We start from the raw sequence: 10,993 nt of genomic DNA on the forward strand, positions 1-10,993 counted from the left end.
GGAGAGGCTCGAGCATTCCCGGTGGCCGGATCATGCTCACCGCGGTCCCCGCGTCCGGCCCGGCGTCGCCGTCCACGGACGGCGCTCACCGGTAGAGGGCGTCCACCTCGGCCGAGTACGCCGTCTCGATCGCCTTCCGCTTCAGCTTGAGGGACGGGGTCAGCAGACCGAGTTCCTCCGTGAACTGGTGGGCCAGGATGCGGAAGGTCCGGATGGACTCCGCCTGGGACACCGCCGTGTTCGCCGCCACCACGGCCCGCCGGACCTCCATCTCCAGGTCGGGGTCGCGCACCAGTTCGGCGGCGCGCATCGGTGTGCGGCCCTGCATGGCGAGCCAGTGCTCCACCGCCTCGTGGTCCACGGTGACCAGGGCCGCGACGTAGGGCCGGTCGTTGCCGACGGCGATGCACTGGGCGACCAGGGGATGGGCGCGGACCCGCTCCTCCAGGCCGCTCGGGGCAACACTCTTGCCCCCGGAGGTCACCAGGATCTCCTTCTTGCGCCCGGTGATGGTCAGGTACCCGTCCTCGTCGAGCGCGCCGATGTCGCCGGTGGCCAGCCAGCCGTCGTGCAGCACCGCGTCCGTGGACTTGGGGTCGCCCAGATATCCGGAGAACACGTTGGCGCCGTGCACCCAGATCTCGCCGTCCTGCGCGATGTGCACCGTGGACCCGGGGATGGGCTGCCCGACGGTGCCGTAGCGGGTGCGCTCGGGCGGGTTGGCGGTGGCCGCGGCGGTCGTCTCGGTGAGTCCGTAGCCCTCGTAGACGGCGACGCCCGCACCCGCGAAGAACAGTCCGAGCTGCCGGGCCATGCCGGAGCCTCCCGACATGGCGTGCCGCACCCGGCCGCCCATCGCCTCCCGGACCTTGCGGTAGACGACCTTGTCGAAGAACTGGTGCTGCATCCGCAGGCCGGCGGACGGACCGGGTCCGGTGCCGAACGCCCGCTCCTCCAGCGCCTCCGCGTACTTCACCGCGATGTCGACGGCCTTGTCGAACGCCCCCACGCGGCCCTCGGACTCCGCCTTGCGCCGGGCGCCGTTGAAGACCTTCTCGAAGATGTACGGCACCGCCAGGATGAAGGTCGGCCGGAAGGACACGAGATCCGGCATCAGTGCCTTCGCGGACAGCTCCGGCTGGTGTCCCAGCTTCACCCGGCCGCGCAGGGCCGCGATCTCCACCATGCGGCCGAAGACATGGGCGAGCGGCAGGAAGAGCAGCGTCGCGGTCTCCTCACCGGGCTTGGAGAGGAACACCGGATGCCAGCGGGCGACCATGGTGTCGGCTTCGAACATGAAGTTGGCGTGGGTGATGACGCAGCCCTTGGGGCGCCCCGTGGTGCCGGAGGTGTAGATCAGGGTGGCCACCGAGTCGGGCGTCACCGCCCGCCGGTGCCGGTGGACGACCTCGTCGTCGATCAGGGCACCGGCGTCGACGAGTTCGTTCACCACGTCCGCGTCCAGCTGCCACAGCCGGCGGAGGTTCGGCAGCCGGTCGATCACCGAGCCGATCGTCATGGCGTGGTCCTCGTGCTCGACCATGACGGCCGCGACCTCGGCGTCGTGCAGCATCCACAGGACCTGCTCCGCCGAGGACGTCGGGTAGATCGGCACGGACTGGGCGCCCACCGTCCAGAGGGCGAAGTCGAAGAGGGTCCACTCGTAGCGCGTGCGCGACATCAGCGCGACCCGGTCACCGAACCGGATCCCCTGCGCGATCAGACCCTTGGCGACAGCGAGCACCTCGTCGCGGAAGTCGGCCGCCGACACGTCGTGCCACCGTCCCTCCGCGTCCTTGCGGCCGAGGGCGATCCGGTGGGGATCCTCCTCCGCGAAATCGAAGACGGTGTCGGCGAGACCGCCGACTTGAGGGGCAGCGGCCATGGGTGGGACAGTGAATTCGCGCAATGACCTGCTCCTTGTGGCGCTCCGCACGGCGCCGCGACGCTACCTCACCGCGTGGGGCTGCGGGAGGGGCAGAAGTCTCCGGAAAACGTGACATCTGGCCAGGCCGACCGTAGAAATCGGGCCAGATGGGCAAGGCTCGGGCGCACTTCTGACCGCGGAGTAAGCGGCTCGGGAGGGAATCTCCACCGAATCTGTACGCGGAACCTACGCCGGTTCCGGGTGCGCGGGCGGGGCCGGAGCACGGTGGAGACGGTCGCCGCCCGCCAGGATCGCCGCCGCGAGAGCGTCCGCGGCGTCCTGCGCGGCGTCCCTGCGCCGCCCGTGCAGCAGCACGAAGTCCACATCTCCCAGCTCCGGCAGACCGGCCCGGGACGGCACCGGCGCGAGCCCGGGCGGGACGAGCCCGCGGGTGTGCGCCATCACCCCCAGGCCGGCCCTGGCCGCCGCGACGAGTGCGCTCAGGCTCGCGCTCGTGCACGCGAAGCGAAAGGCCCTGCCGTGCTCCTCCAGCACCTTCAGCGCCCGCGCCCGGGTGATGCCGGGAGGGGGGAAGGCGATCAGCGGCAGCGGGCGGTCGGGGTCGATCCGCAGCCGCGGTGCGCCGATCCAGGTGAGGGTGTCCCGCCAGACCAGCTCGCCGTGGGTGTCCCCGGCGCGGCGCTTGGCCAGCACCAGATCGAGCCGGCCCGCCGCGAGCTGCCGGTGCAGGGTGCCGGACAGTTCGACCGTCAGCTCCAGCTCCACCTCGGGATGCTCGCGCCTGAAGGACTCCAGGATCTCCGGAAGCCGCGTCAGGACGAAGTCCTCGGACGCCCCGAAGCGCAGCCGCCCGCGCAGCCGGGTCCCGGTGAAGAACGCCGCCGCCCGCTCGTTGGCCTGCAGGATCGTCCGCGCGAAGCCCAGCATGGCCTCGCCGTCCTCGGTGAGGTCGACCCGGTGGGTGTCCCGGCTGAACAGCTGACGGCCGGCCTCGGACTCCAGCCGGCGCACGTGCTGGCTGACCGTGGACTGCCGCACGCCGAGCCGGCGCGCAGCCTGGGTGAAGCTCAGGGTCTGGGCGACGGCCAGAAAGGTACGGAGCTGGACGGGGTCGTACATGGACCCGAGGTTATCGCGCATCGTGATGACAGTGAGTGCGGTGTACGGGATTCCCGATCGCGGTGTCCGGGAGCAGGATGGGGAGGCCACGATTCCGCCCAGAGAGCACGGAGCACATGAACCGCCGCACCAGCCGCCGTATCCCCGCGCTGCCGTCCTGGCTGCCGGTCGACCCCTACATCCTGGCGCTGATCGGCACGGTGGTCCTCGCGGCCCTGCTGCCCGTGTCCGGGAGGGGCGCGGATGTCGCGGGCGGCGCGTCGACCGGAGCGGTGGCCCTGCTCTTCTTCCTGTACGGAGGCCGTCTCTCCACTGCCGAGGCACTCGACGGCCTGAAACACTGGCGGCTCCACCTCACCGTCCTGGCCTGCACCTTCCTGGTGTTCCCGCTGTTCGGACTCGCCAGCCACGGGCTGGTTCCCTACGTCCTGACCCCGCAGCTCCAGGACGGCTTCCTCTTCCTGTGCCTGGTGCCCTCGACCATCCAGTCGTCGATCGCCTTCACCTCGATGGCCCGCGGCAACGTGCCCGCCGCCATCTGCGCCGGCTCCTTCTCCAGCATCGCCGGGATCCTGCTGACCCCGCTGCTGGCGGCCGTACTCCTCGGCGGGACCGGGGGAGGGTTCTCCGCGGACTCCCTGATGAAGATCGTCCTCCAGTTGCTGGTGCCCTTCCTCGCGGGACAGCTGCTGCGCCGCTGGGTCGGAGGCTTCATCGGCCGCCACCGCAAGGTGCTGGGCTACGTCGACCGCGGCTCGATCCTGCTCGTCGTCTACACGGCCTTCAGTGAGGGCATGGTGGCGGGGATCTGGCACCAGGTCACCCCGCTCCGGCTCGGTGCGCTGCTCGGCGCCGAGGCCGTACTGCTGGCCCTCATGCTGGCGGTGAGCTGGTACGGGGCGAAGCGGCTGGGCTTCGCCCGGGAGGACCGGATCGCCATCCAGTTCGCCGGCTCGAAGAAGAGCCTGGCGGCCGGCCTCCCGATGGCCAGCGTCCTGTTCGGCGCGCACGCCAGCCTCGCGGTGCTGCCCCTGATGCTCTTCCACCAGATGCAGCTGATGGTCTGCGCGGTGATAGCCAAGCGCCGCTCGCGCGACCCGCTGCCGGACGGCGACGCGGTCTCGCGGCAGGTCGTTCCGGTGGGCTGAGGCCGCCTGGTCCGGATGCCGTGCCGTCACCGCCCGAGGTCCTGCGGCCCGTCGGTGGGCGGGGAGCCCCGTATGTCGCCGAGTCCGAGGCCGGTGCGGCTCCGGGCGTTGGCCTCGGCGACGCGGGCGCTCAACAGCTCGGCGGGGCCGAGCGGCCGTAGGCGGGCCGGGTCCGCGTCCCACTCGCGGCCACCGCCCAGTGGGCGGAGCTGGAGGTACGGACCCTCGTGGCCCATGACCAGACCCACCCGGCCGCTGTCGCCGTCGTGCACGGCCGTCCCGACGCGGAGGGCGCCGCCATCCGTCACCCGGCCGCGCCCTTCCTGATCACTGCCGCGAGGGCGTGCGCCACGGGGGCGGAGCAGACGCCCAGGTGAACGAGGGCGTAACGAGCCGGCCGTGAGCTGTCCTCGCCGTCGGTCTCCGGCCAGGGGGTGCGCACATCCAGCACCGGCAGCTGGACGCCGGCGCCGCTCAGCGCGGCGGCGAGATCGTCGCGCGCGGCCACGGCTTCCTGGATCTTGGCCGTTGCCGGGTCCTCCGCCCGGGGTGTCCGGCGGGGGAGGGCCGGCTTCTGCTGCTGCGGTGTCATGGCGTCTTCCTTCGGTTGTTCTTTCGCTGATTCCTCTACCTGGCCAGGCCTCCGCGAACTACTTTGCGTGAGGGGCTGATTACGAGAATGGCCCGGTCAGGGCCGTGACACACCGAGCGCGGGGTGTGCCTCTCCGGCGGCTCCCGTACGTTCCACACGTTCCACGGAGGACACGATGCCGACGAGGCGAGCGGTCACGGGCCGCAGCAGGGAACCACGTGCACGGTTCGCGGAAGAGCTCCGGCATCTGCGTACCGAGCGTGGCGACAGTCTTCGCCAGCTCGGCGAACGGATGGGCTGGGACTGGTCGCTGTTCGGGAAGATGGAGAAGGGCGAGACGGTCGGCGGCCCGGAGGTGGTGCAGGCGCTCGACCAGTACTACGGGACCCCCGGTCTGCTGCTGGCCATGTGGGAGCTGGCGATCAGCGACCAGTCGCAGTTCAAGGAGCGGTACCAGCGGTACATGGCGCTGGAGGCGGAGGCGACGAGCCTGTGGCACTTCGCGGTGAGCGTGTTGCCGGGACTCTTGCAGACGCCTGGCTACGCGCGGGAGATCCTGGCGGCGGGTGGCAGCAAGGGCGAGGCGTTGGAGCAGCAGGTCGAAGCGCGGATGGGGCGGAGGGAACTCCTGTTGGGGGAAGACTCGCCACCGTTCCGCACCATTGTCTCGGAGGCGGTGCTCCGGACGCCGTTGCGTGATGTTGCCGAGTGGCGACGACAGTTGGAGTACCTGGGGGAGCTCGGTGCCCGGGAGAACGTGACGCTTCACGTACTTCCGTTCAGCGCGGGGCCGTACGGCTTGGACAGTACGGCGCTGATGTTCCTGCGACTTCCGGATGGGCGTACCGTCGCGTACACGGAGAACGCCTACAGGGGCGACCTCATCGAGGCGAACCAGCCGGTGGACCGGCTCCAGCGTGCCTACGATGCGGTGCGTGACCTGGCGCTGTCCCCTGCCGAGTCGCGGAAGTTCGTATTGAGCCTGTTGGAGGAAGTACGGTGCGATCCCTCGACCTGAACGCGGTTACCTGGCGCAAGAGTTCCTACAGCAACTCGGACGGTGGCGAATGCGTCGAGGTCTCCGACGACTTCGCCGCCGTCGTCCCCGTCCGTGACAGCAAGAGCCCGCACGGCCCCGCCCTCGTCTTCGCGGCGGACGGCTGGTCGTCGTTCGTGTCCGCAGTCAAGGACGGCGCCGTGGGCGCCTGAGACGTGTGGGGCCCGGCCGGCGCAGGGGGCGCTCCCCGTCGGCCGGATCCCTGCCCCGTGCAGCGGGTGGGCCGGATCAGCCCTGGCCCACCGGCGCCCCGAGGGCGATGCGGTGGTCACCCGCGTACACGTTCATGGACTGGCCCCGCAGGAAACCGACGAGGGTCAGGCCGCTCTCGGCCGCGAGGTCCACGGCCAGCGACGATGGTGCCGAGACCGCCGCGAGCATCGGGATCCCGGCCATCACCGCCTTCTGTGCCAGTTCGAAGGACGCGCGGCCCGACACCAGCAGGATCGACTGCGAGAGCGGCAGCCGCTCGTCCGTGAGAGCCCGTCCCACGAGCTTGTCGACCGCGTTGTGGCGGCCGACGTCCTCCCGGATGTCGAGCAGCTCGCCCTCCGGGGAGAACAGCGCCGCGGCGTGCAGGCCCCCCGTCCGGTCGAACACCCGCTGCGCCTCGCGCAGCCGGTCGGGGAGGGCGGCGAGCAGTGCGGGCGTCACCCGGACCGGGGGAGTGTCGGCGACGGGATGGCGGGTCGTCGTACGGACGGCGTCGAGGCTCGCCTTGCCGCACAGGCCGCAGGACGACGTCGTGTAGACGTTGCGCTCCAGCGTGATGTCGGGGACCACGACGCCCGGGGCGAGCTTCACGTCCACCACGTTGTACGTGTTCACACCGTCGGCCGTCGCCCCGGCGCAGTACACGATCGACTGCACCTCGGAGCCCTCGCCGATCACGCCCTCGCTCACCAGGAAACCCGCCGCGAGCGCGAAGTCGTCGCCCGGGGTGCGCATCGTGATGGCGAGCGGCTTGCCGTTCAGCCGGATCTCCAGGGGTTCCTCGGCGACGAGGGTGTCGGGGCGGGTCGTGACCGCCCCGTCCCGGATGCGGATGGTGCGCCGCCGCTCGGTGACCCGTCCCATAGGCGTCAATCCCGATTCTGTACGTGTTGGAAGCCGAAACGGCCCTTGATACAGAGGTTGCCATGGTCACCGGGTTGTCGTGCGGCGAGGTGACCTTCACGATCTCGTCGTCCTGCACGTGAAGGGCCACGTTGCAGCCCACACCGCAGTAGGCGCAGACGGTCGTGGTCCGTGTCTGCGCGTGCTCGTCCCACGTCCCCGCCGCCCGCATGCCGAACTCCGTGCTGAACGAGAGCGCCCCGGTGGGGCACACCTCGATGCGACCGTGGAAGTACCACCAGGGGATGCCATTCTGAGCGGCGATCACCGCGGTGTCCTGGTGCATCCGGGTGGACCAGCGGTCCTGACCGTGCGTACGCGTTGGCCTTGAGGCCGAGGAACACGTAGTCGACGGGCCCGACGTCCGAGGGGTCGCCGGTGGCGGCGGGCCGTGCGGTGCAGTCACCGCGCGGGCTGAGCACGCGCACGCCGTCACGGCGCATGGCCGCCAGGTGCGGGCCGTGGGCGATGAGATGGACCTCGGCGCCTGCGCGGTGGAGCGCGGCCCCGACATAGGCGCCGATGGCTCCGGCGCCGACAACTGCGACTTTCACGGGGCTCTCCGTTCGGTGAGGAGGACCGAGCGAGGGTGTCAAGTCGACAGAATATTGTCCACAGTATTCCTTCGAGAGCGGTCAATACTCGTGACAGCAGGGGTGCCGCGGCCGTCCGTGATTTCCGTGTGGCCGCCGGAGTGTCAGGGAAAGTTCCCGGGAAGCTGTTCGAGACGCTCCAACCTCGCGCGCGGATTCCTGTGGGGTTAGGTGCCCCTGTACCGGTGGGTAGCAACCAAGACTGGATAGTTCCTGCCAAACGTAGCGAGGGGAACCCGTACATGACCGGCTCACGTGTCGTGGCGCTCGGCCACTACCAGCCTGCCAAGGTCCTCACCAATCACGACCTGGCGGCCATGGTCGACACCAGTGACGAGTGGATCACCAGCCGGGTCGGCATCAGAACCCGGCACGTGGGCGGCCCCGGTGAGCCGGTGGACGAACTGGCGGCACACGCCGCGGCCAAGGCGCTCGCGTCGGCCGGTCTGCAGGCCGAGGACATCGACATGGTCCTCGTCGCCACCTCCACGGCGATCGACCGTTCGCCGAGCATGTCCGCCCGGGTCGCCGCGCGCCTGGGCATGGGCTCCCCGGCCGTCATGGACATCAACGTGGTCTGCTCCGGGTTCACCCACGCGCTGGCCACGGCCGACCACGCCATCCGTGCCGGAGCGGCCACCCGGGCCCTCGTCATCGGCGCCGACAAGATGGGCGACATCGTCGACTGGACGGACCGTTCCACCTGCGTCCTGATGGGGGACGGGGCGGGGGCGGCCGTCGTCACCGCCGACCCCGACGGGGGCGACAGGCCGGGGATCGGCCCCGTCCTGTGGGGTTCGGTGCCCGAGATGGGCAACGCCGTACGGATCGAGGGCACGCCCCCGCTCTTCGCGCAGGAGGGCCAGTCCGTCTACCGCTGGGCCACCACCAAGCTGCCGCCGATCGCCCGTGAGGTGTGCGCGCGGGCGGGTGTCACGCCCGAGGACCTCGCGGCCGTGGTGCTGCACCAGGCCAACCTGAGGATCATCGAACCCGTCGCCCGGAAGATCGGCGCGGTCAACGCGGTCATCGCCCGGGACGTCGTGGACTCCGGCAACACCTCGGCCGCGTCCATCCCGATGGCGCTGTCCAAACTGGTGGAGCGCGGTGAGGTCGAGAGCGGGGCTCCGGCCCTGCTCTTCGGCTTCGGCGGGAACCTCTCCTACGCGGGTCAGGTGATCCGCTGCCCGTGACGCCCCCCGCCGCGGCAGTGTGCTCGGTAGACTGTAGACGATAAGCAATTGTCAGGCGCCGGAGGGGACCGCGATGTTGTCCGCAGGACTGCCGCAAGGAACCGTGCCGAAGCTGGAGCGGCCAGGGCCGTTGCGCGAGCGTGTGTACGAGGCGCTTCTCGAGCTGATCACCACGCGTGCCCTCCGTCCCGGCCAGCATCTGGTCGAGAGCGAACTGGCGGGGCACCTCGGTGTGTCGCGGCAGCCGGTCCGCGAGGCGCTCCAGCGGCTGAACACCGAGGGCTGGGTCGATCTGCGCCCTGCGCAGGGCGCGTTCGTCCACGAACCCGCCGAGGAGGAGGCGGACCAGCTGCTCTCGGTCCGCACCCTGCTGGAGGCCGAGGCCGCCCGGCTGGCCGCCGCCCATTCCGGGCGGCCGGGCATCGAGGCGCTGGAGGAGCTGTGCGCGCGGGGGGAGCAGGCCGTCGCCGACGACGACGTGGACCTCGCCGTGGCCACGAACGCCGCGTTCCACGCCAAGGTCATGGAACTGGCCGGCAACGTCGTGCTGTCCGAGCTGGCCGCCCAGGTGGACCGGCGGGTCCGCTGGTACTACACACCGGTGGCCAGGCAGCGCGGCACCCGGTCCTGGACCGAGCACCGTGAGCTGATCGCGGCGATCGCGTCCAGGGACGAGCGGCGGGCGACCGAGGTCATGCGTGCGCACACCGAGCACACGCGTCAGACGTACCACCTGCGCGAACAGTCCTGACCCGTTCGCGGACACCCGCAGCCCCTGCGAACAGCAGGGCGGGCGCGGGTGGTCGACCGGTCGCGGGAGGCCGGGGCGTGACGCCCCGGCCTCTTCGCGTTCCGCGCCGGACAGCTCTCCACGCCGTCTCCCGTGGCGCCGCGCCGGACTCGCGCGGGACATCTTTGTCCTGAGTGTGGAGAAAGTTGGAGCTGATTCATGCGCAACTTCTTCCCACTCGGGTAAACCGCTGCTACGTTCCCCTCGAAAGCCCGACGGACTGGCCGATGTGGCGGGGAGGGACGCGTGAGACGCATGACGGCACGACCCGCGAACACGCACCAGGCTCGACTGCTCAGACTGTTGCGCGACGGAGGTCCCAACTCCCGTGCGCAGCTGGGCGATCAGATCGATCTCTCACGGTCCAAGCTCGCCGTCGAGGTGGACCGGCTCCTGGAGACCGGGCTCGTCGTCGCCGACGGACTCGCGGCGTCACGCGGCGGACGCCGCTCCCACAACATCAGGCTGGCCCCCGGACTGCGGTTCCTCGGCGTCGACATCGGAGCCACCTCCATCGATGTCGCCGTCACCAACGCGGAGTTGGAGGTCCTCGGACACCTCAACCACCCGATGGACGTACGGGAAGGGCCCGTCGCGGTCTTCGAGCAGGTGCTGGCGATGGCGGCCAAGCTCCGGGCATCCGGTCTCGCCGAAGGGTTCGACGGCGCCGGCATCGGCGTCCCGGGCCCCGTCCGCTTCCCCGAGGGCGTACCGGTCGCCCCGCCGATCATGCCGGGCTGGGACGGTTTCCCTGTCCGGGAGGCGCTCAGCCAGGAACTCGGCTGCCCCGTCATGGTGGACAACGACGTGAACCTGATGGCGCTGGGGGAGCAGCACGCGGGCGTCGCCCGCTCCGTGGGCGACTTCCTCTGCGTCAAGATCGGCACGGGTATCGGCTGCGGCATCGTCGTCGGCGGCGAGGTCTACCGCGGTACGACGGGCAGCGCCGGCGACATCGGGCACATCCAGGTGGAACCGGACGGGCGCGCGTGCGCCTGCGGCAACCGGGGCTGCCTGGAGGCACACTTCAGCGGCGCCGCCCTGGCCCGCGACGCCGAGGACGCCGCCCGCGCCGGCCGATCCCCCGAGCTGGCGGCCCGGCTCGACGGCGCCGGAAAGCTCACGGCCGTCGACGTGGCCGCCGCCGCGGCGGCCGGCGACCCCACGGCACTGGACCTCATCCGTGAGGGCGGCAACAAGGTCGGGCAGGTCATCGCCGGACTCGTCAGCTTCTTCAACCCCGGCCTCGTCGTGATCGGCGGCGGTGTCACCGGGCTCGGCCACAACCTGCTGGCCAGCGTCCGCACCCAGGTCTACCGGCAGTCCCTGCCCCTGGCCACGGGCAACCTCCCCATCGTCCTCGGTGAGCTGGGGCCCGTCGCCGGAGTGACCGGTGCGGCCAGGCTCATCAGCGACCACCTGTTCTCGCCGGCCTGATGTCCGGGCCGGTGCGCCGTTCGGCACGCCCACCGCACCCACCTCCGTGAACAGCCCTGT

General features: G+C 70.9%; 11 protein-coding genes and 2 pseudogenes. 6 read left to right on the forward strand and 7 right to left on the reverse strand.

Annotation, left to right across the window (positions count from 1 at the left end):
* Positions 1-85 precede the first annotated feature (85 nt).
* Together IA22_RS0120710 and IA22_RS0120715 are read right to left on the reverse strand one after the other, a co-directional pair.
* Positions 86-1,885: an AMP-dependent synthetase/ligase gene (locus tag IA22_RS0120710; protein ID WP_030124426.1), complete on the reverse strand. Its 1,800-nt coding sequence runs from the start codon at positions 1,883-1,885 to the stop codon at positions 86-88.
* A 228-nt stretch (positions 1,886-2,113) separates the two neighbouring features.
* Positions 2,114-3,007, reverse strand: coding sequence for a LysR substrate-binding domain-containing protein (locus IA22_RS0120715; protein ID WP_051694822.1), 894 nt, complete (start codon positions 3,005-3,007; stop codon positions 2,114-2,116).
* A gap of 116 nt (positions 3,008-3,123) precedes the next feature.
* Here IA22_RS0120715 and IA22_RS0120720 point away from each other — a divergent pair, with 116 nt between their 5' ends.
* Positions 3,124-4,155 carry a bile acid:sodium symporter family protein gene (locus IA22_RS0120720; protein WP_030124428.1) on the forward strand — a complete coding sequence of 344 codons (1,032 nt, stop codon included), beginning with the start codon at positions 3,124-3,126 and terminating at the stop codon, positions 4,153-4,155.
* 26 nt (positions 4,156-4,181) lie between these two features.
* Here IA22_RS0120720 and IA22_RS0120725 read toward each other — a convergent pair whose 3' ends face one another.
* Both IA22_RS0120725 and IA22_RS0120730 read right to left on the reverse strand, forming a co-directional pair.
* Positions 4,182-4,391 carry a hypothetical protein gene (locus IA22_RS0120725; RefSeq protein WP_234434573.1) on the reverse strand — a complete coding sequence of 70 codons (210 nt, stop codon included), beginning with the start codon at positions 4,389-4,391 and terminating at the stop codon, positions 4,182-4,184.
* Between the two features lie 68 nt (positions 4,392-4,459).
* Positions 4,460-4,747 (reverse strand): hypothetical protein, encoded by a 288-nt coding sequence (locus tag IA22_RS0120730; protein WP_014152987.1) that lies wholly within the window; start codon positions 4,745-4,747, stop codon positions 4,460-4,462.
* A gap of 175 nt (positions 4,748-4,922) precedes the next feature.
* Here IA22_RS0120730 and IA22_RS0120735 point away from each other — a divergent pair, with 175 nt between their 5' ends.
* Both IA22_RS0120735 and IA22_RS0120740 read left to right on the forward strand, forming a co-directional pair.
* Complete coding sequence (locus IA22_RS0120735) at positions 4,923-5,765, forward strand: helix-turn-helix domain-containing protein (RefSeq protein ID WP_014152986.1); 843 nt, start codon at positions 4,923-4,925, stop codon at positions 5,763-5,765.
* Positions 5,747-5,956 carry a DUF397 domain-containing protein gene (locus tag IA22_RS0120740; protein ID WP_030124430.1) on the forward strand — a complete coding sequence of 70 codons (210 nt, stop codon included), beginning with the start codon at positions 5,747-5,749 and terminating at the stop codon, positions 5,954-5,956. The genes IA22_RS0120735 and IA22_RS0120740 overlap by 19 nt, the downstream gene beginning before the upstream one ends.
* 76 nt (positions 5,957-6,032) lie before the next feature.
* Here IA22_RS0120740 and fdhD read toward each other — a convergent pair whose 3' ends face one another.
* The 3 genes and pseudogenes from fdhD to IA22_RS35325 form a co-directional block, all read right to left on the reverse strand.
* Positions 6,033-6,881: a formate dehydrogenase accessory sulfurtransferase FdhD gene (gene fdhD / locus IA22_RS0120745; protein WP_030124431.1), complete on the reverse strand. Its 849-nt coding sequence runs from the start codon at positions 6,879-6,881 to the stop codon at positions 6,033-6,035.
* Between the two features lie 115 nt (positions 6,882-6,996).
* A pseudogene (locus tag IA22_RS37625) lies at positions 6,997-7,092 on the reverse strand (2Fe-2S iron-sulfur cluster-binding protein); the annotation flags it as partial.
* Positions 7,093-7,110: 18 nt separating this feature from the next.
* A pseudogene (locus tag IA22_RS35325) lies at positions 7,111-7,474 on the reverse strand (ketopantoate reductase family protein); the annotation flags it as partial.
* A gap of 281 nt (positions 7,475-7,755) precedes the next feature.
* Between IA22_RS35325 and IA22_RS0120750 the strand changes: the two are divergent.
* From IA22_RS0120750 to IA22_RS0120760, 3 genes are all read left to right on the forward strand, one after another.
* Positions 7,756-8,706: a beta-ketoacyl-ACP synthase III gene (locus IA22_RS0120750; protein ID WP_014152983.1), complete on the forward strand. Its 951-nt coding sequence runs from the start codon at positions 7,756-7,758 to the stop codon at positions 8,704-8,706.
* A 73-nt stretch (positions 8,707-8,779) separates the two neighbouring features.
* Positions 8,780-9,457 (forward strand): GntR family transcriptional regulator, encoded by a 678-nt coding sequence (locus IA22_RS0120755; RefSeq protein WP_014152982.1) that lies wholly within the window; start codon positions 8,780-8,782, stop codon positions 9,455-9,457.
* 294 nt (positions 9,458-9,751) lie between these two features.
* Positions 9,752-10,933 (forward strand): ROK family transcriptional regulator, encoded by a 1,182-nt coding sequence (locus IA22_RS0120760; protein ID WP_030124432.1) that lies wholly within the window; start codon positions 9,752-9,754, stop codon positions 10,931-10,933.
* Positions 10,934-10,993: the final 60 nt, after the last annotated feature.

Origin of the sequence: Kitasatospora papulosa, assembly GCF_000717245.1 — a bacterium.
GTDB lineage: Bacteria > Actinomycetota > Actinomycetes > Streptomycetales > Streptomycetaceae > Streptomyces > Streptomyces papulosus.

Bases quoted from the DNA above. Each gene is read 5' to 3' on its own strand.
- fdhD (WP_030124431.1), bottom strand. From the start codon at position 6,881: ATGGGACGGGTCACCGAGCGGCGGCGCACCATCCGCATCCGGGACGGG.
- IA22_RS0120730 (WP_014152987.1), bottom strand. From the start codon at position 4,747: ATGACACCGCAGCAGCAGAAGCCGGCCCTCCCCCGCCGGACACCCCGG.
- IA22_RS0120725 (WP_234434573.1), bottom strand. From the start codon at position 4,391: ATGGGCCACGAGGGTCCGTACCTCCAGCTCCGCCCACTGGGCGGTGGC.
- IA22_RS0120755 (WP_014152982.1), top strand. From the start codon at position 8,780: ATGTTGTCCGCAGGACTGCCGCAAGGAACCGTGCCGAAGCTGGAGCGG.
- IA22_RS0120735 (WP_014152986.1), top strand. From the start codon at position 4,923: ATGCCGACGAGGCGAGCGGTCACGGGCCGCAGCAGGGAACCACGTGCA.
- IA22_RS0120750 (WP_014152983.1), top strand. From the start codon at position 7,756: ATGACCGGCTCACGTGTCGTGGCGCTCGGCCACTACCAGCCTGCCAAG.
- IA22_RS0120760 (WP_030124432.1), top strand. From the start codon at position 9,752: ATGACGGCACGACCCGCGAACACGCACCAGGCTCGACTGCTCAGACTG.
- IA22_RS0120715 (WP_051694822.1), bottom strand. From the start codon at position 3,007: ATGTACGACCCCGTCCAGCTCCGTACCTTTCTGGCCGTCGCCCAGACC.
- IA22_RS0120710 (WP_030124426.1), bottom strand. From the start codon at position 1,885: ATGGCCGCTGCCCCTCAAGTCGGCGGTCTCGCCGACACCGTCTTCGAT.
- IA22_RS0120720 (WP_030124428.1), top strand. From the start codon at position 3,124: ATGAACCGCCGCACCAGCCGCCGTATCCCCGCGCTGCCGTCCTGGCTG.